Source organism: Ciceribacter thiooxidans, from assembly GCF_014126615.1.
GTDB lineage: Bacteria > Pseudomonadota > Alphaproteobacteria > Rhizobiales > Rhizobiaceae > Allorhizobium > Allorhizobium thiooxidans.
In genome coordinates this window covers 2,100,808-2,125,635 of record NZ_CP059896.1, presented here as the reverse complement: position 1 = coordinate 2,125,635, position 24,828 = coordinate 2,100,808, and the positions used below count along the sequence as shown (strand labels likewise).

The window sequence follows — 24,828 nt, the reverse complement described above, 5'->3', positions numbered from 1 at the left end:
TATTGCCCTCGGTCCTGCGGGAGGCTAAGACCCCTTGGCATCAACCCGTTCAGGAGCCTTCTATTATGTCGAACACCGATGCCTTCTTCTCCCGCCCGCTCGCCGAGGTCGATCCCGAAATCTTCGGCGCGATCGAGAAGGAACTGGGTCGCCAGCGCCATGAGATCGAGCTGATCGCCTCCGAGAACATCGTCTCGCGCGCCGTGCTCGAGGCGCAGGGTTCGATCATGACCAACAAGTACGCCGAGGGTTATCCGGGCAAGCGCTACTACGGCGGCTGCCAGTATGTCGACATCGCCGAGGAACTGGCGATCGAGCGCGCCAAGAAACTCTTCGGCGTCAACTTCGCCAACGTTCAGCCGAATTCCGGTTCGCAGATGAACCAGGCGGTGTTCCTGGCGCTCCTGCAGCCGGGCGACACCTTCATGGGTCTCGACCTCAATTCCGGGGGCACCTGACTCACGGCTCGCCGGTCAATATGTCCGGCAAATGGTTCAACGTCGTTTCCTACGGCGTCCGTGAAGGCGACAACCTGCTCGACATGGACGACGTCGCCGAAAAGGCCCGCAAGCACAAGCCGAAGCTGATCATCGCCGGCGGTACCGCCTATTCCCGCATCTGGGACTGGAAGCGCTTCCGCGAGATCGCCGACGAAGTGGGCGCATACCTGATGGTCGACATGGCCCACATCGCCGGTCTCGTCGCCGGTGGCCAGCATCCGTCGCCGTTCCCGCACTGCCACGTCGCGACCACCACGACCCACAAGTCGCTGCGTGGTCCCCGCGGCGGCATGGTGCTCACCAATGACGAGGATATCGCCAAGAAGATCAACTCGGCCGTCTTCCCGGGCCTGCAGGGCGGCCCGCTGATGCACGTCATCGCCGCCAAGGCGGTCGCTTTCGGCGAAGCGCTGAAGCCCGAGTTCAAGGACTATGCGGCGCAGATCGTCAAGAACGCCAAGGCTCTGGCCGACACGCTGATGGCCGGCGGCGTCGACATCGTTTCGGGCGGCACCGACAACCACTTGATGCTGGTCGACCTCCGGAAGAAGAACGCCACCGGCAAGCGTGCGGAAGCCGCTCTCGGTCGCGCTTACGTCACCTGCAACAAGAACGGTATCCCCTTCGACCCGGAAAAGCCCTTCGTCACCTCGGGCGTTCGCCTCGGCACGCCGGCAGGCACCACCCGCGGCTTCAAGGAAGCCGAGTTCCGCGAGATCGGCAACATGATCATCGAGGTTCTGGACGGCCTTAAGGTCGCCAATTCCGACGAGGGCAATGCCGGCGTGGAGGCTTCCGTCCGCGAGAAGGTCGTGGCTCTCACCGGCCGCTTCCCGATGTACCCGTACATGTAAGGAGAGCGGATGCGCTGCCCTTTCTGCGGATCGGACGAGACTCAGGTCAAGGACTCGCGGCCGGCGGAGGACAACACGTCCATCCGTCGGCGCCGCATCTGCCCGGATTGCGGCGGTCGTTTCACCACCTTCGAGCGGGTGCAACTGCGTGAACTGACGGTGGTCAAGAAGACCGGCCGCAAGGTGCCGTTCGACCGCGACAAGCTGGTTCGCTCCTTCGAGATCGCGCTGCGCAAGCGGCCGGTCGACCGCGACCGGATCGAAAGGGCGGTCTCCGGCATCGTCCGGCGGCTCGAAAGCTCCGGCGAGACGGAAATCTCGTCGGAGGCGATCGGCCTGCAGGTGCTCGAAGCGCTGAAGAGCCTCGATGACGTCGGTTTCGTCCGCTATGCCTCGGTCTACCGGGATTTCTCGCACGCCGAGGATTTCGAGCACGTCATCGCCGAAATCAACGCCAAGATCTCCCGCGACCACGGGCTGGAGTGAATCTTGGACGCCGCTTCCGACGACCGGCGGTTCATGGAAGCGGCACTGCGTCTCGCGCTCACGCATCTGGGACGCACCTCCACCAATCCCTCCGTCGGCTGCCTGATCGTCAAGGACGGTGAAATCGTCGGCCGCGGCGTTACCGCGGAAGGCGGACGTCCCCATGCGGAACCGCAGGCGCTGGCCGAGGCCGGCGAGAAGGCGAGGGGCGCGACCGCTTATGTGACCCTCGAACCCTGTTCGCACTACGGCCGGACACCACCCTGCGCCAATGCGATCGTTGGCGCCGGTGTCGCCCGCGTGGTGATTTCAGTCCTCGATCCCGACCCGCGCGTCTCCGGACGCGGCGTGAAGATCCTCGAGGATGCGGGCATCGAGGTCGTCACCGGCGTTCTCGAGGAGGAGGGGCGCCGGGCGCTTGCCGCCTATCTCACACGCCAAATCAAGAAACGTCCGCAAGTGATTCTGAAGCTTGCTATATCGTCCGATGGCATGATCGGCAGGAGAGGCGAGGGCCAGATTGCCATTACCGGACATCAGTCGCGTGAACAGGTGCATCTCCTGCGGGCCGCGACTGACTCCATTCTCGTCGGCATCGGCACGGCTCTCGCCGACGACCCGGAACTCACCGTCCGATTGCCGGGTCTTGAACTCTATTCACCTGTTCGCGTCGTCCTCGATCGCAACCTCGACCTGCCGCTCACCTCGAAGCTCGTGCGCTCCGCGCGAAAGGTTCCCGTGATCGCAGTCGCCGGCGAAGGCTCTGCCGAAAGCCTGCAAGGCCGCCGCGCCGCGCTGGAGGCCGAAGGCGTCGAGGTGGTAGAAGCGAGCGATCTGGAAGGCCTGCTCTTCGGGTTGGTCTCGCGCGGCATTTCCTCCGTCCTCGTCGAGGGCGGGGCGAAGACCGCGAGGGCTTTCCTCGATGCGGGGCTGGTCGATCGCATCCTGTTGTTCCATGGACCGGGCGCGATCGGTTCGGACGGTATTGTCGCACCGGTCGACACCGACCATATACCGGAAGGTTTCAAGCACGTGCGGACGGCCGTTTTCGACGCCGACCGCTTCGACGATTACGAGAGAGGGATCTGATGTTCACCGGCATCGTCACCGATATTGGCACGGTCGAGTCCGTCACGCCCCTGAAGGAGGGCGTCCGGCTGCGGATCGCCACCAGCTACGACCCGGCGACCATCGACATGGGGGCGTCGATCGCCCATGCCGGCACCTGCCTCACGGTGACGGGCCTGCCGGAGCAGGGCAGCAACGCCCGCTGGTACGAGGTCGAAGCCTGGGAAGAGGCGCTGCGGCTCACCACCATCGGCAGCTGGACGAAGGGAACCCGCGTCAATCTCGAGCGGGCGCTGAAGATCGGCGACGAGCTCGGCGGCCATATCGTCTCGGGTCATGTCGACGGTACCGCCGAGATTCTCTCCGTGGCATCGGAAGGCGATGCCGTTCGCATCCGCCTGCGGGTGCCGGAGCATCTTGCCCGTTTCGTCGCGCCGAAAGGTTCGGTGGCGCTCGACGGCACCTCGCTCACCGTCAATGCGGTGGACGGCACCGACTTCGACATCCTGCTGATCCGTCACACGCTGGAGGTCACCACCTGGGGCGAACGCAAGGCGGGCGACAAGGTGAACTTCGAGGTCGACACCATGGCGCGTTATGCGGCGCGGCTTGCCGAATTCCCCGACCGGACGACCGGCTCCGTTTCCGCCGGCTGACGCCGGTGTTTCTGCGTGACAGGCCGGAACATGCGGACGCCCCGCGGGAAGACCCGCGAGGCGCCGTGGATATCGCCGTAAGAGCTAGTCAGCGGAGATAGAAGACGAAGCTGCCATCGGCGGCCCGTTCGGCGCCGACGATGTTGCCGACCTCGACGTTCTCGGCGGTCAGTTGCCGGTCGAGGCCGCGGTTCGACTCGATTGCAGCATGCAGGCCGCGGGCGGACATCGAGGCTGGGCTCAGGTCCTTGTATTCCGCGAGGATCGGGCTGCGATGGCCGAGCGACGACAATTCGACAACGTTGAACGCGGGGTTTGCCGTCGAGCGCAGGGCCTCATCGACGGTACGCGGCGTCGCCGCATGGCTGTAGCCGGCGGCGGAAAGCGCGACAAACAGGCTGGTGGAGGCAATCTTGGTAAAGCGGTTCATGACTCTTCTCCTTTGATGAAGTCAGCGGAACGGGAGGATTTCCGTGGCGCTTACGGACAGAGATATGAGCCGCTTCCCGATCAAGTTCCAATCACTAACCCGTTGAATTCGATTAAACAGTCGTAATGAGCGATGCCATCAAATCGCCTCTTTGCAGGCGTCGCCCGCAAGCTGTGCCTGCGGCGCTGTCCGGCATTTGCGAAAGGCCGATCTAAAAACACTTGCCAATGGCGGGCCGGCATGGTTTGACCGCGGTCTGTTCGGGCCGAGCCCGATTTTTCCCGTTTCCAGGATCATACCCATGCCACAGACGCAATCGGCTCCCCATCTTCTGATCGTAGAAGCCCGTTTCTACGACGATATGTCGGATGCGCTGCTCGACGGAGCCAAGACGGCGCTTGACGGCGCGGGCGCGACCTATGACATCGTAACCGTTCCCGGCGCGCTGGAGATTCCCGCAGCGATCGCCATGGCGCTCGACGGTGCCGATGCCGGCGGTACTGAGTATGACGGTTTCGTCGCACTCGGCATGGTCATCCGGGGTGAAACCTACCATTTCGACATAGTGTCCAATGAATCCTCCCGCGCGTTGATGGACCTGGCCGTTTCGGAATCCTTGCCGATCGGCAATGGCATCCTGACAGTCGAGAACGAGGCACAGGCCTGGGCGCGTGCCCGTCGCTCGGATCTGGACAAGGGCGGCTTTGCCGCTCGCGCCGCGCTGACGATGATCACGCTCAAGCAGAAACTGGGTGGCTGACCGATGGGCAAGGACGAAAAGCAGCAGCCGACGATCAAGGTCGCAAACCAGCGGGGCGCTGCCCGCCTCGCGGCCGTGCAGGCGCTTTACCAGATGGATATCGGCGGCACCGGCGTACTTGAAGTTGTCGCAGAATATGAAGCACATCGGCTGGGACAGGAAATCGACGGCGAAACCTATGTGAAGGCCGATCCTTCGTGGTTCCGCTCGATCGTCTCCGGCGTCGTGCGCGACCAGACCAAGATTGACCCGCTGATCGGCAACGCCCTGCAGGACGACTGGTTGCTGTCGCGGATCGACAGCACCGTCCGCGCCATTCTGCGCGCCGGTACCTTCGAGCTTCTGGAGCGCAAGGACGTTCCCGTCGCCGTGATCGCCACCGAATACGTGGAGATCGCACGGGCCTTCTTCGAAGGGGAGGAGCCGAAGCTCGTCAATGCGGTCCTCGACCGTATCGCCAAGCAGGTTCGCGGACCTTCCGGAAAGTAAGAACAGGCATCAGGAGCCAGAATGAGCGCGGTCGAAGCAGGCGGGCTGGAAGCGCAGGTTAGTTTAGCCAAGCGCAACGTCTTCATCCTCACAGCCGCCCAGTCGATTCTCGGCTCGGCCGCACCGTTGAGCTTCTCCGTCGGGGGCCTCGCCGGCTTCCAGCTCCTCGGAGCCGACAAGTCGCTCGCAACGGCTCCGCTCACCGGTTTCAATATCGGCGTCGCCATCGGCGCCATCGTGGTGGCGCTGGCTTCGCGTTTCCTCGGGCGCAGGACGAGCTTCATGTTCGGGGCGCTTATGGGGGCGGTCGGTGGCACCGTCGCCACTCTCGCGCTATTCCGCGCCGAATTCTGGCTCTTCGCCTTTGGTCTGATGCTGATCGGGCTTTCCGGCGGCTTCACCCAGAAGATCCGCTTCGCCGCGGCCGATGCCTCGCCGACCTTCTACAAGGGCAAGGCGATTTCCTGGATTCTCGCGGGCGGCATCGTTTCGGCGATTGTCGGCCCGCAGCTTGCAATCTGGATGAAGGACTACTTCGCCCCGGTCACCTTCGCCGGCGCCTTCACGGCAATGGTGCCGCTGATGCTGGCGGCGATCGTCGTGCTCTCCTTCCTCAATCTGCCGGCTATGAACGGTCGTGCCGGTGCCGACACCGAGCCGGCCCGCCCGCTGCGCGAGATCGTGATGACACAGCGCTTCATCACCGGCATGATCTGCGGCGTCAGCTCGTATGCACTGATGACCTTCATGATGACGGGCGCACCGCTCGCCATGGTGGTCGGTTGCGGCTTTTCCTCCGATCTCGCCACCCTCGGCATCCAGTGGCACGTCATCGCGATGTTTGCGCCGAGCTTCTTCACAGGCGTGCTGATCTCGCGTTTCGGCACCGAGAAGGTGGTCATTGCCGGGCTCCTGATCCTGATGGTCTGCGCCGTTGTCGCCCATATGGGCGTGGAACTCTGGAACTTCTGGGGCGCGTTGGTGCTGCTCGGCATCGGCTGGAACTTCGGCTTCATCGGCGCGACTGCGATCGTCGCATCCAGCTACCGCCCGCAGGAAGCCGACAAGGTTCAGGGTTTCCACGACATCATCCTGTTCGGGCTGGTGGCGCTCTCTTCGTTTTCGTCGGGCAAGGTCTTCACCGCCTATGGCTGGTCCTTCATGAACCTCGTCATCTGGCCGGTCACCATCATCTGCCTGGTTCTGGTGCTGCTCCAGATGCGTGCTGCCCGCGCAAGGGCCTGAAAAAACCGCGACATTTCGTCTGTTTCCATCGCGTCGACCGCAAAATGCGGCTCTTGACGCCATTCGATCCTCCACGCAATCTCGCGTCCGGGCCGATCAGCTTCTGAGGAGGGGCTTGAGTCCGGCGAAGGGACCGCCCGGCGCGACAGTGCGTCCGGGCGAAATTGGAGGTATTGCGAATGACAGTACTTGTAGGCGTTATTCTATGCGGATTGCTCTCGATCGCCTACGCGATCTGGGCGACCCGTTCGGTGCTTGCCGCCGATCAGGGCAATACGCGTATGCAGGAAATCGCGGGCTTCATCCGTGAGGGCGCGCAGGCCTATCTCGCGCGGCAGTACATGACGATCGCCGCGGTGGGGGCCGTGGTGTTCGTCGGCACATGGCTGCTGCTCTCGGGAACCGCTGCCGTCGGCTTCCTCATCGGGGCGGTCCTCTCGGGCGCGGCGGGCTTCATCGGCATGCACGTGTCGGTGCGCGCCAATGTCCGCACCGCGCAGGCTGCATCGGGTAGCCTTTCGGCAGGCCTCGACATCGCCTTCAAGTCTGGTGCGATCACCGGCATGCTGGTTGCCGGCCTCGCGCTTCTCGGCGTCTCCATCTACTTCTACGTCCTGACGGCGGTGCTCGGCCATGAACCGGGTTCTCGCGAAGTCATCGACTCGCTGGTCGCTCTCGGTTTCGGGGCCTCGCTTATTTCCATCTTCGCCCGTCTCGGCGGCGGCATCTTCACCAAGGGTGCGGACGTCGGCGGCGACCTCGTCGGCAAGGTGGAAGCCGGCATTCCCGAGGATGACCCGCGCAATCCGGCGACGATCGCCGACAACGTCGGCGACAATGTCGGCGACTGCGCCGGCATGGCGGCCGACCTCTTCGAGACCTACGCTGTCTCCGTCGTCGCGACCATGGTGCTCGCGGCGATCTTCTTCGCCGGGACTCCGGCGCTCGAAACAGCGATGATCTATCCGCTCGCGATCTGCGGCGCCTGCATCATCACCTCGATCATCGGCACCTTCTTCGTCAAGCTCGGAGCCAACGGCTCGATCATGGGTGCGCTCTACAAGGGACTGATCGTCACCGGGCTCCTCTCGCTCCTCGGGCTCGGCGCGGCGACGTCGTTCACCATCGGCTGGGGTACGATCGGTACGGTCGCAGGTGCCGACGTTACCGGATGGAATCTCTTCTTCTGCGGCATTCTCGGTCTCGTCGTCACGGCCCTCATCGTGGTGATTACCGAATACTATACCGGCACGAACAAGCGTCCGGTGAACTCGATCGCCCAGGCCTCCGTCACCGGCCACGGCACCAACGTCATCCAGGGCTTGGCCGTATCGCTCGAATCGACGGCGTTGCCGGCGATCGTCATCGTCGGCGGCATCGTCGCGACCTACCAGCTCGCCGGCCTGTTCGGAACCGCCATCGCGGTGACGACCATGCTCGGCCTCGCCGGCATGATCGTCGCGCTCGACGCCTTCGGCCCGGTCACCGACAACGCCGGCGGTATCGCGGAAATGGCGGGCCTGCCGTCCGAAGTCCGCAAGTCCACCGACGCGCTCGATGCCGTCGGCAACACGACCAAGGCGGTGACCAAGGGCTATGCGATCGGTTCGGCCGGCCTCGGCGCGCTGGTGCTTTTCGCCGCCTATTCGAACGACCTGCAGTTCTTTGCGACCAACAGCGACCGTTATCCGTATTTCGCGGGCATCGGTGACATCTCGTTCAGCCTGTCGAACCCCTATGTCGTCGCCGGCCTGATCTTCGGCGGCCTCATCCCGTATCTCTTCGGCGGTATCGCCATGACCGCCGTCGGCCGCGCGGCCGGCTCGATCGTCGAGGAGGTTCGCCGCCAGTTCCGCGAGAATGCCGGCATCATGCAGGGTACGGTGAAGCCGGATTACGGCCGCGCCGTCGACTTGCTGACCAAGGCGGCGATCCGCGAAATGATCGTGCCATCGCTGCTGCCGGTTCTGGCACCGCTCGTCGTCTATTTCGGCGTTCTGCTGATCTCCGGCTCCAAGGCCTCGGCCTTCGCCGCACTCGGCGCCTCGCTGCTCGGCGTGATCGTCAACGGGCTCTTCGTCGCGATTTCCATGACTTCCGGCGGTGGTGCATGGGACAATGCCAAGAAGAGCTTTGAGGACGGCTTCATCGACAAGGATGGAGTCAAGCACCTGAAGGGTTCGGACGCTCACAAGGCTTCCGTGACCGGCGATACCGTCGGCGATCCCTACAAGGATACCGCAGGCCCCGCCGTCAATCCGGCGATCAAGATCACCAACATCGTCGCGCTGCTGTTGCTGGCGATGCTCGCCGCCTGAGGCGACCAAGCAAGAGACAAGAAAGAACCCGCGGAAAGCGATTTCCGCGGGTTTGCTTTTTTTGCCGTTCCGGACATTCGGCCGGCACCCCTTCGGGCGCCGGCACCAGTCGGATCAGAGATTGTTGAACAGGTTCTTGACGGAGTTCGCCGCACCGCCGCCGCCCGAAAGGATCTGCTGCAGGAAGGTGAGGTCCTTGCCGCCCGTCGGCGTCGTGCGGGAGATGGTGTCGAACACCTTGCCGTCCTTCAGCGTGTAGTTGGCACGCCGGGCGACGACGCCGTCCTTGTCGAAGTAGATTGCGAGCACCTGCTGATCGACCAGCTTCGGCTTCATGAAGGCGGCCGAACGGGTGCGTGTTTGCGAAATGTAGTAGAAGACCTCCCCATCGAAGGTGGCGGTCGTCGAAGGCGTGCCGAGCGAGAGGAGGACCTGCTCGCGGCTCGAACCTTCGGGAACGAGGTCGAGTGCGGCCTCGTCAACGATGTAGCCGTTGTGGAAGACTTCGGAGGTCTTGCAGCCGGAGAGACCACCCGCTGCGAGGGCGAGGGCGAGGGCGGCGCCAAGAAATCGCCTGTCCGATCTGATGTATCGCATTTCCAACCACACGTCTCCCAATGACTTTTCCGTTGGAGCGCCGGGGCGCCCGCGAACCTGTTGCTCTATCATTGTGGCCTTTCCGGGGAAGACCGGCGGCACAACGAAGCTCCTCGCTTCGGCTCGTCCGACGCATGGGATGCGTGGCAGGCGGCGCAAAACGGCATTGCAATTCGCGTCTGCTTCGGTAAACCAGCTTTCGCAATCATGCAACACGACCATGGGCCGGCGCGGATGTTCCCGCGGCCCTTTTTGGCAGAATCGATGCTATTCGGATTTTTCCGGCAGAAAAAGCACAACCGGCAGATCATGGAACGGCAATATGCGGCGCTCACGGCGGCGGCGCGTACACCGTACTTATATAGTGACCTGTCGGTTCCCGACACGGTCATGGGCCGTCTCGAGATGCTGTCGATCGTGCTGATTCTGTTCTTTCGGCGCACGGCAAAGTCCGCGCGCAGCGGCCAGGAACTCGCCCAGGAGATCATCGACGCCTTCTTCCAGGACGTCGATCATTCGATCCGCGAACTCGGTGTCGGTGACCCCGGCGTGCCGAAACGGATGAAGAAGCTCGCCGGCCGCTTCTACGGTCGCGCCGAATCCTATGGCGCCGCGCTCGACAAAGGTGATGGCGAACTGTTGGCGCAGGCGCTCACGCGCAATATATATCCCGAAAGGGGCGAGGACGCCCCCGACATGCATGGACTGGCCCGCTGGATGATCGAGGAGGAAGCGCACCTGCGCGATATCCCGGAAGAGAGCGTCGAGACCGGATCCGTCACATTGGCCGTTCCCGGAGGGCCTCGACTGCAATGAGTTCACACCACAAGCATGCCGGCGACGCGGCCTTTTCCTATCTGGTGAAGGTCGGCCACGTTTCGGCGAATCCCGTCCAGGTTCATGTCGAGGCAGATGAGCGCGAGCGCCGTGCGCTGGCCGCGCTCTGGAACGTGGAAGCGGTCGAGAGCCTCGGTGCCGATCTGCAGATTGCCCGCTGGAAGAAGGACGGCATCCGCATCAAGGGCCGGGTCAGGGCCGAACTGGTGCAGGCTTGTGTGGTCACGCTCGAGCCGGTGATTTCGCAGATCGATCAGGAACTCGACCAGATATTCGTGCCGGAAGGATCACGCCTCGCGCGGATACTCACCAACGAAGCCGGTGAGATGATTCTCGATCCGGAAGGTCCGGACGTGCCGGAAACCTTCACCGGCGATACGATCGATGCAGGCGCGCTGGTCGCGGAATTCGCCGCACTGGCGATCGATCCTTATCCGCGCAAGTCCGGCGCCGCCTTCGACGGCCATGTCGAGGACAGCGGCGAGAGCGACCGCAAGCCGTCGCCGTTTGCTGTCCTGAAGGACTGGAAGAAGGACTAATTCGCGGTTCGCAAACAGAAACGGGCGCCACAAATCGGTTGTGCGGGACCGCAAAAACGGTATTTTGGCCGAAATTTCGCCGGGCAGCGAAAGGAAGGATCAGACGAGAGTGATCAGAATATCCCTTGATTTGATGGGAGGCGACTTCGGCCCTGAGGTTGTCATTCCCGGCGCCGCCAAGGCGCTGGAACGTCATCCGGGCGTCAGCTTTGTGATGTTTGGCCAGCAGGAAAAGTGCGCGCCGATCCTCGCGCAGTATCCGCAGCTGAGAGAAAAATCGGTCTTCCATCACTGTGAGATCGCCGTCGCCATGGACGAGAAGCCGAGCCAGGCGCTTCGCCGCGGCCGCTACAAGTCTTCCATGTGGAAGGCGATCGAGGCGGTAAAGGCGAAGGAAGCCGATGTCGCAGTCTCCGCCGGCAATACCGGCGCTCTGATGGCCATGTCGCTCTTCTGTCTTCGCACCATGGCGAACATCGAACGTCCGGCACTCGCCGGCATCTGGCCGACCCTGAAGGGCGAGAGCATCGTGCTCGACGTCGGTGCCACCATCGGGGCCGATGCGCAGCAGCTTCTCGACTTCGCCGTCATGGGCGGTGCGATGGCCCGCGCCCTCTTCGAGATCGAGCGCCCGATGGTCGGCCTGCTGAACGTCGGCGTCGAGGAGGTCAAGGGGCAGGAAGAGGTCAAGGAAGCCGGCCGCCTGATCCGCGAGGCCGGTCTCGACACGATCAACTATTACGGCTTCGTCGAGGGCGACGACCTCGGCCGCGGGACGGTCGACGTCGTGGTGACGGAGGGCTTCACCGGCAACGTCGCGCTGAAGACCGCCGAGGGTACCGCACGGCAGATCGCAGAATACCTGCGTGCCGCAATGTCGCGCACCCTGCTCGCGCGGCTCGGCTATCTCCTCGCCAAGGAAGCCTTCGACCGCCTGCGCGAGAAGATGGACCCGCGCAAGGTCAACGGCGCGGTCTTCCTCGGCCTTAACGGGATTGTGATCAAGAGCCATGGCGGCACCGATGCGGAGGGCTTTGCGGCCGCGATCGACGTCGGCTATGACATGGCCCGCAACGGCCTCACACAAAAGATTGAAAACGACTTGAAAGAGTATCATGCACGGCACTCCTCCAGTGCAGGGCCCGAAGCAGCATGATCGGTGGAGTTTGAAAGCATGATCCGTTCTGTCGTTCGCGGTTTCGGGCAGCGCTCCCGAAACGGGTGATGACCAACCGCGAGTTGGAAGACATTGTCGAAACCTCTGACGAGTGGATCGTGCAGCGCACGGGCATTCGCCAGCGTTATGTCGCAGGCGAGGGGGAGACGACTGCCTCCCTCGGGGCAGATGCGGCGCGCGCCGCGCTCGAGAATGCCGGCATGTCCGCCGACAGTATCGACCTCATCATCTGTGCGACCTCCACGCCGGACAATACCTTCCCGGCAACCGCGGTCGACATCCAGAACCGTCTCGGCATCCATCACGGCTTTGCCTTCGATATGCAGGCGGTCTGCAGCGGCTTCGTCTATGCGATGGCGACCGCCGATCTCTACATCCGCGGTGGCATGGCCAAGCGCGTGCTCGTCATTGGCGCGGAGACCTTCTCGCGTATCCTCGACTGGAAGGATCGCACCACCTGCGTTCTCTTCGGTGACGGCGCGGGCGCGCTGGTGCTCGAAGCGGAAGAGGGCAGCGGCACCAATGCCGACCGTGGCGTGCTGACCGCGCAGCTGCGCTCCGACGGCGTCCACAAGGAAAAGCTCTATGTCGACGGCGGACCGTCGACCACGGGTACGGTCGGCCATCTGCGCATGGAAGGCCGCGAGGTCTTCAAGCACGCCGTCGGCATGATCACCGACGTCATCGAAGCGGCGTTCGAGGCAGGCGGAGCAACCGCCGACGACATCGACTGGATGGTGCCACACCAGGCCAACCGGCGCATCATCGACGCTTCGGCCAAGAAGCTCGGCATCCCGATCGAGAAGGTCATCGTCACCGTCGACCTGCACGGCAACACCTCGGCCGCCTCCATTCCGCTCGCTCTGGCGACCGCTGCCGGCGACGGTCGCATCAAGAAGGGTGATCTCGTCCTGCTGGAGGCGATGGGCGGCGGCTTCACCTGGGGCGCCGTGCTCGTCCGCTGGTAACAGCGGCGACCAAAAATCGAATGTCGAACAAGAGCTTGACCGTCAAGCTCTTCGGCAATACTGTCATCGCGATTTGAGAAGATGACTGTTTCAGGCGGGCGGATCACATGGCTGGGAAGACAGTTACCCGAGCGGATTTGGCAGAGTCGGTTTTCCGTAAGGTGGGCCTGTCCCGCACGGAATCGGCTGAACTCGTCGAGACGATCATCGACGAAGTCTGCAATGCCATCGTTCGCGGCGAAACCGTGAAGCTGTCGTCGTTCGCCACCTTCCAGGTGCGCAGCAAGAACGAGCGTATCGGCCGCAATCCGAAGACCGGCGAGGAAGTGCCGATCTCGCCGCGTCGCGTGATGACCTTCAAGGCATCGAACGTGCTGAAACAGCGCATCCTGCGGGCGCATCTTTCACGCAAGGCCAAGCAGAAGCCGCAAAACCCGGCCTCCTGAGAGCGATTGCGGTGGACCGCGGGGCCTCTTGGCTCTCCGGATACTTGAATTCTTCTGGATAAATCGTTGAAATGCTCCGAATCATGGTTCGGAGCGGTGCTCCGCACGAGCCGCGTAAAGGACGGGAGCTGAGCCTTGGACAAGAGCCCGGATGCGTTTCGCACCATCAGCGAGGTCGCCGACGACCTCGATCTGCCGCAGCACGTGCTGCGTTTCTGGGAGACGCGCTTTCCGCAGATCAAGCCGATGAAGCGGGGAGGCGGGCGACGCTATTACCGGCCCGACGACATCGAGCTCCTCAAGGGTATCCGCCATTTGCTCTATGATCAGGGCTACACCATCAAGGGCGTGCAGAAGCTTCTGAAGACCAACGGCAACAAGTTCGTCATGGCGGTCGCGAGTGGCGACGTCGCGGCGATGGAGGCGTTGGTGGCTGCAAGCAGCGGCAAGCAGGAAGAACCGCGTCTTGCCGGGCCGGAAGAGGACCAGATCGTCGGCCGCCCGAAGGCACGCAGCACCGGCCGTTTCTTCGGCTTCGGCGGCAACGGCGACGACACGCCGGAGGTGACCAACGGCAAGGGTTCGGTCGGCAAGGAAGACCGCGCGCTGTTGCAGGAGGCGCTTTTCGACCTCCTCGAATGCAAGCGCCTGCTCGACCAGGTGCGTTGAGCCATTCTTGGCGGCAAATCTTCTCTCGCGTACTTTTTCCCTTGCACAGCCGTAACCTAGCCATTATGGAGAACGTGCTTTGCAAGAAGCTGGTCGGGGCGTAGCGCAGCCCGGTAGCGCACTTGACTGGGGGTCAAGGGGTCGCTGGTTCAAGTCCAGTCGCCCCGACCATTTAAATTCTTGATATCCCAGTACAATCATCCGAACGGATAGACATGTTGCACCGCCCGGCGGGGCCGCAGGCGAGCGTATGTCACAACCGCGCGGCGGCCTTCAGCGCTGTGGCGGACGCGCCCGATACCGGTCGTAATCAGATGTTGTCAGTCGTCGTTGGTGGCGTTGAGCCTCTCCGGCGGAATACCTTCGTCACCGGGCTCCCGTTTCGTCAGGCGCACCCCGTCGCCGCCGATCGTGCAGTCTCCGTCGGCGAGGAACGTGGCGCCGAGGCGCTGGAGTGCACCATGGAGCGCGGTGAGCGCGCCAGCATCGACGGCCTTTCCCGCGACCGGTGTTTCGCATTGCAGGATGACGAAAGCGGAGACGCCGCTTTCCGCCGACAGTTCATCGACGCTGATACCGAGAAGCGCCCTTGCGGCGCGGACCTGTGCAGGCGAGATCGTGTTCATCATCATGATACAGTATATGCTCCTGCGTTCTCCAAAATCAAACCGGCCGGCCGCAGGACGAGTTCCCGATAGACCGACAGCGTCTGGCTCACCATGACGTCCAGCCCGTAGCGGCCGGCGCGAGCCACCGCGTTGGCCGTCAGCCGCGTGCGCGTGGCCGGGTCGCCAAGCGATGCCATGGCTGCGGCGAGTTCCGTCGGGTCGTCGTCATTGCCGACGAGGATGCCGTTGACACCGTCCTCGAGCACGGTCGAAACGCCGCCGACCTCTGAGAGGATCAGCGGCTTGCCTGCGGTCGCCGCCTCCAGCATGACATAGGACATCGCCTCGTAGCGGCTCGGCATCACGAGTGCGTCGAAGGCCTGGATCGCTTCGTTTCCGGGAAGTTCGGCGGTGAGGCGGATGCGATCGGAGACGCCCGTCGTGGCGATCTGCCGGCGGAGTTCCGCCTCCATTTCCCCGGCGCCGATCATCAGCAGGTGTGCCTGCGGCATCTGTGCCGCCGTCCTGGCGAAGGCGGCGACCAGCCGTTCCGGCGCCTTTTGCGGCTGCAGGCGGCCGACGAAGCCGAAGACGACGGCCTCGTCCGGGATGTCCCAGCCGGCACGCAGTTCTGCGCGACGATCGCTCGGAACCGGCGCCACGCCGTTGACGACGACCCGCAGCTTCCCGGCCGGGATGCCGAGCGAGATCGCGTGGTCGTATTCGCTGTCGGAGACGCAGATTACGCGCTCACTGAGATGACGGCCGAGAAAGCGTTCGACCGCGCCGTAGACGAGCCGCCCCTTGTCGCCGAGCGTCGGGTCCATGGTACGGAAAGCATGCGGAGTATAGACCCGGGGCGTGTGGCGTCCCGGCAGCCGCAGGCGCGTGAGCGCGCCGGCCTTGGAACTGTGGCCGTGGATGATGTCGAAGGGGCCTTCCCGCTTGATGATCTCTCGCAACTGCCACCAGGCAACCGCGTCCCACGGCCCGACGGCCCGCTGCATCGGCAGGGCGATGACGCGGTGACGATTGCGGGAGAGGAGGTCCTCGACGAAGCGCGCCTCCGCCCGCACCGGCGAGTAGACGGCGGTCACGGCATGACCTTGTGCCGCGAGCCCGCCGCACAGGTCGATGAAGTGGCGGCCCGATCCACCGCCGCTCGGCTCCAGCACCTGGAGAACGGAGAGAGGGCGTTCCGGCTGTTGTGGCGCGGCAGTCAAATCATTCGCCTTCCGAGGCTTTTCTGATGGCGTCGCTCGAGCGCTCCGCATCCCCAGACGATGCCGAGCAGCAGGTAGAAGTGGCGCCAGTGGTCGATATCGATGACATTGCCGATTGCCGCATGGCCGATGATGGTGATCCAGGCGATCATCAGATGCGGTTGCCAGGGGCGATCGCGCAGGAGGAAGCGAAAACCGATCCTGAGCGTCCAGAGGATGAGAAGGATGAAGGTGACGAAGCCGAGCCAGCCGTAGCTCGTCAGCGTCTTCAACCAGATATTGTGCTCGTCTTCCGGAAAGATCGTGCTGAAGACCATCGGGCCGATGCCAAGCGGCCGTTCCATCGACATCAGGAAGCCGAGACGATGGCGCTCGAAACGGCCGAGATGGCCGCTGTCATATTCCTGGATTCCGGTGCGGCTGAGGAAGAGGTCGCGGACCTGTTCGACCTGCAACGCGATCACAAGCGCGAGCACCAGCACGACGACCGCAGCGATTGTCAGCAACAGGATCTTCAGCCGGAAGGCACCGGTGCGCTCCTTGAGCAACAGGATGAACACGAGCGCGACGGCGGAGAACAGGAAGAGAGCCCAGGCGGCGCGCGAGAAGGACAGGAAGACGCCGAGCGCCACCACCAGCAGACCCGCGACCTTGAAGGGCGCATCGATCAGGCGCCCGGTCAGAAGACCGTGGATCAGGTAGAGCGAGGGAGCGATGAGGAAGGGGCCGAAGACGTTCGGGTCCTGGAAGGCGCCCATGGCGCGGTCGTAGCGGGTGAACACCTCGGCACCAGGAAAGGCATGGAAATAACCGAGGATGCCGAGCATGGAGGTGACGATCGCCGCGACCACCCAGGCATCGAAGATGAGTTTGAGACGCCGTGCGTCGTCCTCGATGACGGCCGCATAGAAGACCGCGGTGAGCGCGAGAAAGGTCGATACGGCAAGATACATCGGCCCGTCGCCGAGATCCTGCATGACCGTCAGCGAGAGGATGCCGCCGACATTGAAGACGAGGAGCAGCGCGAGCAGCGGCGCCGTTCCGCGGGAAATCCTGAGGCCGAAGAGGAACCACAGCGCAATCTGCGCCACCATCCAGAGTTCATAGGGTGCCGGCTCGGAGATGACGAAGCCCGACAGGAAGACGCCGACGGCGAGGCTTGCCGCACCGATCAGCGATACGATCGCCGCGGACGAGGGCGGCCGCTGGCCGGCAAGGGCATGGTTCGCGCTCAATAGGCGTTTTCCGTGTTGAGCAGCCGGAAGGGCGTGAGGAACAGGATCTTGAGATCGAGGAACAGCGACCAGTTCTCGATGTAATAGAGATCGTAGGCGGTGCGCAGCTTGATCTTCTCGTCGGTATCGACCTCGCCGCGCAGTCCGTTGATCTGCGCCCAGCCGGTGACGCCGGGCTTGACGCGGTGGCGGGCGAAGTAGCCTTCGACGATCTCGGAATATTTGCGCTCGCGGGTTTGCGCGAGTACGGCGTGCGGACGCGGTCCGACGAGCGACAGGCTGCCCTGCAGGACGTTGAAGAATTGCGGCAGTTCATCGATCGAGGATTTGCGCAGGAACCGTCCGACGGGTGTCACGCGCGGGTCGTTCTTCGTGACCGCCTGCCGGGCCGTCGGATCGCTCATTTCCGTGTACATCGAGCGGAACTTCAGGACGCGGATGATCTCGTTGTTGAAGCCGTGCCGCTCCTGGATGAAGAAAACCGGTCCCTTGGACGTGGCTTTGATGGCGACGGCGGTGGCGATCATAACCGGCCAGAAGACGGCGAGGGCGAGCAGGCTGAAGGTGATGTCGAACACCCGCTTGGCGACGGAATCCCAGTCGCGGATCGGCTTGTCCATGATGTCGAGCATCGGAACTGCGCCGACATGCGAATAGGCGCGCGGACGGAAGCGCAGGCTGTTCGAATGGGCGGCGAGGCGGATGTCGAGGGGCAGCACCCAGAGCTTGCGCAGAAGATGCAGGATGCGCTCTTCCGCGCTGAGCGGCAGGGCGATGATCAGCATGTCGATGCGGGCGAGGCGCGCGAATTCGACGAGTTCGGCGAAGGTTCCGAGTTTCGGATAGCCGGCGACGACGGTCGGCGAACGGGCGGTGCCGCGGTCGTCGAAGATGCCGCAGATGCGTATGTCGTTGTCCGGCTGCATCTCGAGGGCGCGGATCAGGTCCTTCGCCGGCTGGCCACCTCCGACGATGACCGCGCGGCGCTCCATGACGCCGTTGCGCGCCCATCGGCGGATGCGGAAGCCAAAGAGCACCCGCTCCGTCAGCAGGACGGCGCTACCGAGTGCGAACCACGCGATCAGCCAGTTGCGGAGGGAGAGGGCGTGATCGCCCGCAAGGAAGAGGGCGAGGGCGGAGGCCACCATCGCTACCAAGAACGAGCCCCAGATGCGCAGAACGGACCGCAGCGGCGCCCTCAGCGCCGGGACGTGGTAGCAGTCCGCCATCTGCATCATGAGGACGGTCGCGCCCGAAGCGAGAACGACGATGGAGAGATCGACCCAGAGATTTGCCGTCTGCGCACCGTAGAAGAAATAGAGCGTACCCAGGCCGAGCGCGAGGAGGCAGAGGAATTCGAAGAGCCTCATCTGTCCGATGATGATCGCCGGCGAGTAGTTTTCCTCGCTCAGATGGTTGGCGACCTGTCTTGCGAGCGCGTTGATGCTGCCGTTGTCCTCCGGCGCACTGGTGGCGTCACCGCCGCTGCCCTGCGTAACCTTTCGGCGCAGTCTATCGATGTCGAATTGCTGATGCTTTTCCATCTGATTCATCGCCGCCTTGGGCCCCGTCGGCCACATTCTGGCAGGAAGGTCCTAAAAATCCTTTAGGGTGCGTCCATTGTCCCGTTCTGATACGACACTGCTCGTCTTCACGACAGTCCAGCTGCGCCGAAACCGGGAAATTTGACACCGATCAAGGAAGCATGAGACGCATCGTGGCTGAAAAGACAGCAAGATAAAAAGAGAGCGAGGCTCATGGACAAGAAGCACGCATTCAACATCGGCTATTTCCTGTTTGTCTTCACGCTCCTGCTGGCATTCCAGGCCTGGCTCGGCTACCGCGACTATGCGCAGGTCTCCTACAGCGAAATGATGAAGATGGCCCAGGATGGCCGGATCGCCTCGGTCACGCTCACGGAGACGAGGATCGAAGGCGAGTTCAAGGAGCCGCAGAACGGCAAGAAGTACTTCATCGCCAATCGCGTCGATCCGGCACTCGCCGCAATTTTCGAGAAGGAAGGCGTCAAGGTTTCGGGGGCGACCGACAGCAACTGGCTGACGACCCTTCTCTCCTGGGTCCTGCCGGTCATCCTCTTCTTCACGCTCTGGTCTTTCTTCTTCCGCGGCATCGCCGAACGGCAGGGCATGGGCGGCCTCATCAACATCGGCAAGTCGCGGGCAAAGATCTATCTGGAGCGCAAGACGGGCGTCACCTTCGACGACGTCGCAGGCATCGACGAAGCCGAGGCCGAGCTTCAGGAGATTGTCTCCTTTCTGAAGGACAAGGACCTCTACGGCCGCCTCGGGGCGCGCATTCCAAAGGGTATTCTTCTGGTCGGGCCACCCGGCACCGGCAAGACGCTGATGGCGCGCGCGGTGGCGGGCGAGGCCGGTGTTCCCTTCTTCTCCATCTCCGGCTCGGAATTCGTCGAGATGTTCGTCGGCGTCGGTGCGGCGCGCGTGCGCGACCTCTTCGAACAGGCTCGCGCCGCCGCCCCGTGCATCATCTTCATCGATGAACTCGATGCGCTGGGGCGGGCGAGGAATTCCTTCGGTGGTTTCGGCGGCAACGACGAGAAGGAGCAGACGCTGAACCAGCTGCTCGCGGAGCTCGACGGTTTCGATCCCCGCGTCGGCATCGTCCTGCTTGCGGCGACGAACCGGCCCGAAGTCCTCGACCCGGCGCTGATGCGGGCGGGCCGTTTCGACCGCCAGGTGGTCATTGACCGGCCGGACCGCAAGGGTCGCGAGGCGATCCTCAAGGTCCACATGAAAGGCGTCCTGATCGACAAGGACGTCAGCGTCGACGATATCGCCGGCCTGACGCCCGGCTTCACCGGAGCCGATCTCGCCAACCTCATCAACGAGGCGGCGATCGTCGCCACACGCCGCGGCGCCACGAAGGTCGCCATGGAAGATTTCGTGGCGGCCGTCGAGCGGATCATCGCCGGTTCGGAGCGCCGGAGCCGCATCCTCAACCCGGAGGAGCGCGAGCGCGTCGCCTACCACGAAATGGGCCATGCGCTGGTCGCGGCGTCGCTCACGCGCGCCGATCCGGTGCAGAAGGTGTCGATCATTCCCCGCTCGATCGGCGCTCTCGGTTACACCCTGCAGCGGCCGACGGAGGATCGCTTCCTGATCACCGCCGGCGAACTGAAAGAGCGCATGGTGGCGCTGCTTGCCGGTCGCGCGGCGGAGGACCTGATCTTCGGCGAGATTTCGACGGGGGCTGCCGACGACCTCGCCAAGGTGACCGACATCGCCCGCGAGATCGTCACCCGTTTCGGAATGGACGAGTCCGTCGGGCAGGCCGTCCTCGAACCACAGCGCATGCAGTGGCTGGACGACAGCCAGATGCGCATGCGCCCCAAGGATTATTCGGAAGCGACGGCGCGGGAAGTGGATCTTGCCATCCGCACGATGATCGAGGAGGCCTATGCCCAGGCGAAGCGCATCCTGAACGTCAGGATCGACCGGCTCAGGGAAGGCGCGAAGCTGCTGCTCGAGAAGGAAACCCTGACGCCCGACGATTATCCGCCGCTCGTCAAGCGGGTCGTTCCGGCGAAAGCCGGGGACTGAGGCGAATGCCGTTCAGATCGCGGCGAGCCGCTCGCGGTAGAAGCCGAGCATCTTCTCGGCCATGACGGACGCGGAGAATTTCGCCTTGAACGCCACGGGGTCTGGCATCACGGACTTCGCCCATCCGGGGGTCGTAAGCGCCTGCGCCATCACGCGGGCGAGGTCGGCGGCATCGCCCCGCTCTGCCAGCGCTTCACTGTCGGGGCCGAGGACCTCCGGGATGCCGCCGACGCGCGAGGCGATCAGCGTCTTTCCGGCGGCCAGCGTTTCGAGCACGATGTAAGGCATGGATTCGGCCCGCGAAGGAACGACGACCATGTCCGAGGTCGCGAAGGCGTCCTTGATCGGCATTGCCGGGAGCAGGCCGACGCGACGTCCGAGCCCCTTCTGTATCAACGTGGTCTCGTATTTGTCGCGGTCCGGGCCGTCGCCGATGACCAGCGCCGACAGCGGCCGGCCGACCAGCCGCTCCGTGCGGGCGAAGGCATCGATGAAGACGTCCGGGCCCTTCAGGTCGCGCAACATGCCGACATAAATGTAGTCGACGCTGTCGGAGCGGGTAGGAATCGCCTCGAAATCGGTGTCGCTGATTCCGTTGTGGATCGTCCGCCAGTCACATCGCGGCTTGCCGACCTTGTTTTCGTAGGTCTGATGCTCGAAATCGCAGACGAAGATCAGTGCATCGCCAAAGCGCTCGAGCAGCCGTTCGAGTGCGAAAATACCCCGTCCGGCGAACGTCGCCTGCTCGTAATGCAGGCTCCCGCCGTGGGGCGTATAGAAGCGGGCGACGCGATACCTTCGAACCCGCAGGGCTGAGCCGACAATGCGGACCAGGGCGCCACCTTTGGCGCCGTGGCCATGCAGGATGTCAGGCTGCAAGCTCTTTATCTGGTTGTAGCTTTTTTTGACGGCTGCGAGATCGCTGAGGCCGACGGAACGGTGAATGGGTATGCGCGTGAGGCCGAGCGAGAGGAACGGCCGTATCTGTTCGAAGAGCCTCTCCTCATGCTCGCTGCCCGTCAGGCTGTCGCAGACGATACCGACCTGGTGGCCGGCGCGGCTGTGTTGCTCGGCGAGGTCGCGCACGTGGCGGAAGATGCCGCCCACGGGTGATCGGAAGCAGTGGACGATGCGGAGCGGTGGTCCTTCAGGCATGGATCAGAAAAGCCGTTCTCGCACATAGACGGTGTCACCCGCGAGGATCGGATCGGTGATCGGCACGCTGCCGGTCATGATCTCGCCATTGACGTTGCGCGTGATGTCGACATCTCTCTGGTTCGCTCTGGCCGTGAAGCCTCCAGCGACGGCGACGGCGTTCTGAACCGTCATGCCGGGCACGTAGGAGTATTGGCCCGGCTGACCGACTTCGCCCATGATGAAGATGGACCGATAGCGATCAATCTCGATGCTGACGTCGGGATCGCGCAGATAGCCCTGGCGAAGTTTCTGGGCGATCGTGCCCTCGAGCTGGGAGAGGGTCGAGCCGCGGGCGGCGACCTGTCCGACGAGCGGGAAGGCGATATAGCCGGCCTGGTCGACCGTATAGGTATTGGTGAGGTTATCCTGTTCGAAGACCGTAATTCGCAGGCGGTCGCCGCTGCCGAGGCGATAGGGCGCGATCGTCGACTCGTGAAAGGCTTTCGGCGCCGGCTGATAGCTGGTGCAGCCGGCAAGTGCCGCCAACGCCACGGCGAAGACGATAGACATGATCCGCTTTATGACAGCCAGTTCCATTGCGCTGTTTGCGCTCCCGAGTCGGTGCTTCCAAACTTGTCCTGTTATCCTTCGGTTAGGGTTAATGGCCGGTAAAGAAGTCTCGGCAGAATGGAGCACAGACGCACACGCAGGCCGGTCGGATTAACTCTTGCGTTACCATAGTCGTTTACGTTTGGCCGAAATCCGGACCGGGAGTGCAGTATGTCGAGCGTAGGCAGCAGTCGTCAGGACGAGGATATCGATCTTGCCCAGTTGTTCCGTGCCGTCTGGCAGCGGAAGGGGCGGATCCTTGCCGCGACGGCGCTTGCCGCGGGTGTGGCATTCGTCGGGGCGAATGCCATCTCTCCACGTTACAAGGGCGAAACGCGCATCCTCATCGAGGCGCGAGAGCCGAATTTCATGGGGCAGGGCACAAACAGCGCCGACCTGCAGCCGCTTCTCGACGAACTGAACATTGCAAGCCAGGTGCAGGTGCTGCGCTCGGTCGATCTCATCAAGCAGGTCGCCCGCGACCTGAAGCTCTATGAGCGGAAGGAATTCGATCCGGTCGCCAGCCCCTCGGCGGTCGACGAATTCCTGATCCTCGTCGGTCTGAAGAAGAACCCGCTGGAGCGCGCACCGGAGGATCGTGTCGTCGACACCTTCCTCGAAAAGCTCTCCGTCTATCAGGTCGAGCGCTCGCGCGTGATCGCCGTCGCCTTCACCTCCAAGGATCCGGAGCTTTCGGCGGCAATCCCGAACGCGATGGTCCAGGTCTATCTTTCCCTGCAGCGCGGCGCCAAGCTCGACTCGAATTCGCAAGCCGCCCGCTGGCTCGAACCAGAGATCGCCAACCTTCGCGAGAAGGTGAAGGAGGCGGAGCAGAAGGTCGCGGACTATCGCGCCGCCCACGATATCGTACAGACCACCGAAAAAGATACGTTTTCCGGCCAGCAGCTGAACGACATCTCGGCCGAACTCGCCCGGGTGCGCAGCGAAATGGCGGACGCGGAGGCTAAGGCCGAGAACGTGCGCGCCGCACTCGCCGCCGGCCGTTCCGCCGACATGATCGATGCCGTCGCCAGCAATGCGACGATCCAGCGGCTGAAGGAAAGCGAAGCCGGCATCCGCGCGCAGATTTCCGAGCTCTCGATCACGCTGCTCGACGGCCATCCGCGGATCAAGGCCCTGCGGGCGCAGGTCGCCGGCATCCGCCAGCAGATTGCCGCGGAGGCGGCGAACGTCGCGGCGAGCCTCGAGAACGACGCGGGCGTCGCCCGACTGCGTGAAAAGCAACTCGTCGCCAAGCTCAACATGCTGAAGGCCGATTATGCCCAGGCCGACTCGAACCAGGTCGGTCTCCACGAGCTAGAACGCGAGGCGGCGGCACAGCGGCAGCTTCTCGAAACTTATCTCGCCCGCTATCGCGAGGCGACCACCCGTATGGAAAGCGCCGCGAGCCCGGCAGATGCCCGAGTGATCTCCAAGGCGAGCGAACCGATCGAACCCGATTTCCCGAAGGTGATCCCGATCACCATCGTCGCGGCACTCGCCGTCCTGGTGCTTTGCGTCGTTGCCGTCATGCTGACGGAGCTCTTCAGCGGTCGGGCCTTCAAGCCCGCCAATGGCGGCGGCCCAGATGGAAACCGCGACCGCGAACGGCCGCCGGAGCGCGAGCTTGATGCGTATGAGGAGCCGCGGACGGCGCGCGCGCGCCGTGACCTGCCCGCCAACCTGCTGTCGGTCGCACCGGACAAGGCGCTGACTGCCGAAATGGAAGAAGCGCTCGACCTGCCTCCGGCTCCCGTGACTGCAGCTCCGGCAGCTGTTGCTGAAGACAAGGACGAATTCTCGATCGAGTCCGTTGCAAGCTATCTGGTGGCGAGCGGCGTTCGCACCGCGCTTGCCATTTCCCCGACCGGCGACGACGGATCGACCGCGACCGTCATGCTGGCCCGCGAAATCGCCGAGAACGGCCGTCAGGTCGTACTGATCGACATGACCGGGTCCGGATGTCCGACCACGTTGATGGCCTCGCGCAAGGACCTGCCGGGGATCACGGACCTCCTCTCGGGCACGGCCGCCTTCGGCGACACGATCCATCCCGACCGGCTCTCCTCCGCCCATATCGTGCCGAAGGGCACCTCCGATATCCGTCGCGCTATGCGCGGCGCCGACCGCCTGTCGATGATCACCGATGCGCTGGCCGAGGCCTATGATCTCGTCATCGTCGAATGCGGCCCGGCCAATGCGGAAGGCGTGGCGCGAATGAGCCGCAACCACCCCTACGAGATCATCCTTTCGGCACCCCGGCCGGACATGAAGGACCTCGCGGTCATCATGGACGAGTTCGAAAAGGTCGGTTACACCGATCTGGTCCTGATGACGGCGGGTGGCCTTGAGAACCAGCGCAATCGCGAGCGCAGCGCCGCCTGATTTCGTCCGGC

At 63.6% G+C, this 24,828-nt stretch carries 22 protein-coding genes, 1 tRNA gene and 2 pseudogenes; 17 read left to right on the top strand and 8 right to left on the bottom strand.

Annotated features, from left to right (window positions below; genetic code table 11):
• Positions 1 to 65 precede the first annotated feature (65 nt).
• From glyA to H4I97_RS10255, 4 genes and pseudogenes are all read left to right on the top strand, one after another.
• Positions 66 to 1,354, top strand: a pseudogene (glyA, locus tag H4I97_RS10270) (serine hydroxymethyltransferase).
• Positions 1,355 to 1,363: 9 nt separating this feature from the next.
• Entirely contained in the window at positions 1,364 to 1,840 is a 477-nt protein-coding gene (gene nrdR / locus H4I97_RS10265; RefSeq protein ID WP_182304530.1) for a transcriptional regulator NrdR, read from the top strand.
• Positions 1,841 to 1,843: 3 nt separating this feature from the next.
• Positions 1,844 to 2,929, top strand: coding sequence for a bifunctional diaminohydroxyphosphoribosylaminopyrimidine deaminase/5-amino-6-(5-phosphoribosylamino)uracil reductase RibD (gene ribD / locus H4I97_RS10260; protein ID WP_378143736.1), 1,086 nt, complete (start codon positions 1,844 to 1,846; stop codon positions 2,927 to 2,929).
• Positions 2,929 to 3,564, top strand: coding sequence for a riboflavin synthase (locus H4I97_RS10255; protein WP_182304529.1), 636 nt, complete (start codon positions 2,929 to 2,931; stop codon positions 3,562 to 3,564). The genes ribD and H4I97_RS10255 overlap by 1 nt, the downstream gene beginning before the upstream one ends.
• Positions 3,565 to 3,652: 88 nt before the next feature.
• On the opposite strand, the gene H4I97_RS10250 is transcribed toward H4I97_RS10255, so the two are convergent.
• Positions 3,653 to 3,994, bottom strand: coding sequence for a hypothetical protein (locus H4I97_RS10250; protein ID WP_182304528.1), 342 nt, complete (start codon positions 3,992 to 3,994; stop codon positions 3,653 to 3,655).
• Positions 3,995 to 4,295: 301 nt separating this feature from the next.
• On the opposite strand from H4I97_RS10250, the gene ribH reads away from it, so the two are divergent.
• The 4 genes from ribH to H4I97_RS10230 all read left to right on the top strand — a co-directional run bounded on the left by ribH (position 4,296) and on the right by H4I97_RS10230 (position 8,806).
• Positions 4,296 to 4,754: a 6,7-dimethyl-8-ribityllumazine synthase gene (gene ribH, locus H4I97_RS10245; RefSeq protein ID WP_182304527.1), complete on the top strand. Its 459-nt coding sequence runs from the start codon at positions 4,296 to 4,298 to the stop codon at positions 4,752 to 4,754.
• Between the two features lie 3 nt (positions 4,755 to 4,757).
• The gene (gene nusB / locus H4I97_RS10240) at positions 4,758 to 5,243 is read left to right on the top strand and encodes a transcription antitermination factor NusB (RefSeq protein WP_182304526.1); all 486 of its coding nucleotides are present in this window, start codon (positions 4,758 to 4,760) and stop codon (positions 5,241 to 5,243) included.
• Between the two features lie 21 nt (positions 5,244 to 5,264).
• Entirely contained in the window at positions 5,265 to 6,488 is a 1,224-nt protein-coding gene (locus H4I97_RS10235) for an MFS transporter (protein ID WP_182304525.1), read from the top strand.
• Positions 6,489 to 6,667: 179 nt separating this feature from the next.
• Positions 6,668 to 8,806 carry a sodium-translocating pyrophosphatase gene (locus tag H4I97_RS10230; protein ID WP_182304524.1) on the top strand — a complete coding sequence of 713 codons (2,139 nt, stop codon included), beginning with the start codon at positions 6,668 to 6,670 and terminating at the stop codon, positions 8,804 to 8,806.
• Positions 8,807 to 8,920: 114 nt separating this feature from the next.
• Here H4I97_RS10230 and H4I97_RS10225 read toward each other — a convergent pair whose 3' ends face one another.
• A complete protein-coding gene (locus tag H4I97_RS10225) occupies positions 8,921 to 9,415 on the bottom strand; it encodes an outer membrane protein assembly factor BamE (protein ID WP_182307604.1) in 495 nt (164 codons plus the stop codon).
• Positions 9,416 to 9,667: 252 nt separating this feature from the next.
• Here H4I97_RS10225 and H4I97_RS10220 point away from each other — a divergent pair, with 252 nt between their 5' ends.
• From H4I97_RS10220 to H4I97_RS10190, 7 genes and pseudogenes are all read left to right on the top strand, one after another.
• A complete protein-coding gene (locus H4I97_RS10220) occupies positions 9,668 to 10,219 on the top strand; it encodes a ubiquinol-cytochrome C chaperone family protein (protein ID WP_244658618.1) in 552 nt (183 codons plus the stop codon).
• Positions 10,216 to 10,779: a YceD family protein gene (locus H4I97_RS10215; RefSeq protein ID WP_182304522.1), complete on the top strand. Its 564-nt coding sequence runs from the start codon at positions 10,216 to 10,218 to the stop codon at positions 10,777 to 10,779. The genes H4I97_RS10220 and H4I97_RS10215 overlap by 4 nt, the downstream gene beginning before the upstream one ends.
• A 109-nt stretch (positions 10,780 to 10,888) precedes the next feature.
• A complete protein-coding gene (plsX, locus tag H4I97_RS10210; RefSeq protein WP_182304521.1) occupies positions 10,889 to 11,935 on the top strand; it encodes a phosphate acyltransferase PlsX in 1,047 nt (348 codons plus the stop codon).
• Positions 11,936 to 11,953: 18 nt separating this feature from the next.
• A pseudogene (locus tag H4I97_RS10205) lies at positions 11,954 to 12,924 on the top strand (beta-ketoacyl-ACP synthase III).
• A gap of 107 nt (positions 12,925 to 13,031) precedes the next feature.
• A complete protein-coding gene (locus H4I97_RS10200; RefSeq protein WP_129331273.1) occupies positions 13,032 to 13,370 on the top strand; it encodes an integration host factor subunit alpha in 339 nt (112 codons plus the stop codon).
• Positions 13,371 to 13,505: 135 nt separating this feature from the next.
• Positions 13,506 to 14,039 carry a MerR family transcriptional regulator gene (locus H4I97_RS10195; protein WP_182304519.1) on the top strand — a complete coding sequence of 178 codons (534 nt, stop codon included), beginning with the start codon at positions 13,506 to 13,508 and terminating at the stop codon, positions 14,037 to 14,039.
• 94 nt (positions 14,040 to 14,133) lie between these two features.
• Positions 14,134 to 14,210: transfer RNA gene (locus H4I97_RS10190), tRNA-Pro, on the top strand.
• A gap of 149 nt (positions 14,211 to 14,359) precedes the next feature.
• Here the strand turns inward: H4I97_RS10190 and H4I97_RS10185 are convergent.
• The 4 genes from H4I97_RS10185 to H4I97_RS10170 are packed head-to-tail and all read right to left on the bottom strand — an operon-like array spanning position 14,360 to position 18,658.
• The gene (locus H4I97_RS10185) at positions 14,360 to 14,671 is read right to left on the bottom strand and encodes a hypothetical protein (RefSeq protein ID WP_244658617.1); all 312 of its coding nucleotides are present in this window, start codon (positions 14,669 to 14,671) and stop codon (positions 14,360 to 14,362) included.
• Positions 14,668 to 15,870, bottom strand: coding sequence for a glycosyltransferase family 4 protein (locus tag H4I97_RS10180; protein WP_244658616.1), 1,203 nt, complete (start codon positions 15,868 to 15,870; stop codon positions 14,668 to 14,670). The genes H4I97_RS10185 and H4I97_RS10180 overlap by 4 nt, the downstream gene beginning before the upstream one ends.
• Positions 15,867 to 17,105 (bottom strand): O-antigen ligase family protein, encoded by a 1,239-nt coding sequence (locus tag H4I97_RS10175; protein ID WP_182304517.1) that lies wholly within the window; start codon positions 17,103 to 17,105, stop codon positions 15,867 to 15,869. The genes H4I97_RS10180 and H4I97_RS10175 overlap by 4 nt, the downstream gene beginning before the upstream one ends.
• Positions 17,102 to 18,658, bottom strand: coding sequence for an undecaprenyl-phosphate glucose phosphotransferase (locus tag H4I97_RS10170; protein ID WP_182304516.1), 1,557 nt, complete (start codon positions 18,656 to 18,658; stop codon positions 17,102 to 17,104). Before H4I97_RS10170 ends, H4I97_RS10175 begins: the two co-directional genes overlap by 4 nt.
• A gap of 204 nt (positions 18,659 to 18,862) precedes the next feature.
• On the opposite strand from H4I97_RS10170, the gene ftsH reads away from it, so the two are divergent.
• Positions 18,863 to 20,686, top strand: a complete 1,824-nt coding sequence (ftsH, locus tag H4I97_RS10165; RefSeq protein ID WP_182304515.1) for an ATP-dependent zinc metalloprotease FtsH — start codon at positions 18,863 to 18,865, stop codon at positions 20,684 to 20,686.
• Positions 20,687 to 20,698: 12 nt separating this feature from the next.
• On the opposite strand, the gene H4I97_RS10160 is transcribed toward ftsH, so the two are convergent.
• Entirely contained in the window at positions 20,699 to 21,841 is a 1,143-nt protein-coding gene (locus H4I97_RS10160; RefSeq protein ID WP_182304514.1) for a glycosyltransferase family 4 protein, read from the bottom strand.
• 3 nt (positions 21,842 to 21,844) lie between these two features.
• Positions 21,845 to 22,420: a polysaccharide biosynthesis/export family protein gene (locus H4I97_RS10155; RefSeq protein ID WP_182304513.1), complete on the bottom strand. Its 576-nt coding sequence runs from the start codon at positions 22,418 to 22,420 to the stop codon at positions 21,845 to 21,847.
• Positions 22,421 to 22,603: 183 nt separating this feature from the next.
• Between H4I97_RS10155 and H4I97_RS10150 the strand changes: the two genes are divergently transcribed.
• Positions 22,604 to 24,817 carry an exopolysaccharide transport family protein gene (locus H4I97_RS10150; protein WP_182304512.1) on the top strand — a complete coding sequence of 738 codons (2,214 nt, stop codon included), beginning with the start codon at positions 22,604 to 22,606 and terminating at the stop codon, positions 24,815 to 24,817.
• Positions 24,818 to 24,828 lie beyond the last annotated feature (11 nt).

Coding starts and splice junctions, on each gene's coding strand:
- nusB (WP_182304526.1), top strand. CDS start 4,758: ATGGGCAAGGACGAAAAGCAGCAGCCGACGATCAAGGTCGCAAACCAG.
- H4I97_RS10220 (WP_244658618.1), top strand. CDS start 9,668: ATGCTATTCGGATTTTTCCGGCAGAAAAAGCACAACCGGCAGATCATG.
- H4I97_RS10150 (WP_182304512.1), top strand. CDS start 22,604: ATGTCGAGCGTAGGCAGCAGTCGTCAGGACGAGGATATCGATCTTGCC.
- H4I97_RS10200 (WP_129331273.1), top strand. CDS start 13,032: ATGGCTGGGAAGACAGTTACCCGAGCGGATTTGGCAGAGTCGGTTTTC.
- H4I97_RS10215 (WP_182304522.1), top strand. CDS start 10,216: ATGAGTTCACACCACAAGCATGCCGGCGACGCGGCCTTTTCCTATCTG.
- H4I97_RS10255 (WP_182304529.1), top strand. CDS start 2,929: ATGTTCACCGGCATCGTCACCGATATTGGCACGGTCGAGTCCGTCACG.
- nrdR (WP_182304530.1), top strand. CDS start 1,364: ATGCGCTGCCCTTTCTGCGGATCGGACGAGACTCAGGTCAAGGACTCG.
- ribH (WP_182304527.1), top strand. CDS start 4,296: ATGCCACAGACGCAATCGGCTCCCCATCTTCTGATCGTAGAAGCCCGT.
- H4I97_RS10235 (WP_182304525.1), top strand. CDS start 5,265: ATGAGCGCGGTCGAAGCAGGCGGGCTGGAAGCGCAGGTTAGTTTAGCC.
- ftsH (WP_182304515.1), top strand. CDS start 18,863: ATGGACAAGAAGCACGCATTCAACATCGGCTATTTCCTGTTTGTCTTC.
- H4I97_RS10170 (WP_182304516.1), bottom strand. CDS start 18,658: ATGAATCAGATGGAAAAGCATCAGCAATTCGACATCGATAGACTGCGC.
- H4I97_RS10155 (WP_182304513.1), bottom strand. CDS start 22,420: ATGGAACTGGCTGTCATAAAGCGGATCATGTCTATCGTCTTCGCCGTG.
- H4I97_RS10160 (WP_182304514.1), bottom strand. CDS start 21,841: ATGCCTGAAGGACCACCGCTCCGCATCGTCCACTGCTTCCGATCACCC.
- H4I97_RS10250 (WP_182304528.1), bottom strand. CDS start 3,994: ATGAACCGCTTTACCAAGATTGCCTCCACCAGCCTGTTTGTCGCGCTT.
- H4I97_RS10230 (WP_182304524.1), top strand. CDS start 6,668: ATGACAGTACTTGTAGGCGTTATTCTATGCGGATTGCTCTCGATCGCC.
- H4I97_RS10185 (WP_244658617.1), bottom strand. CDS start 14,671: ATGATGATGAACACGATCTCGCCTGCACAGGTCCGCGCCGCAAGGGCG.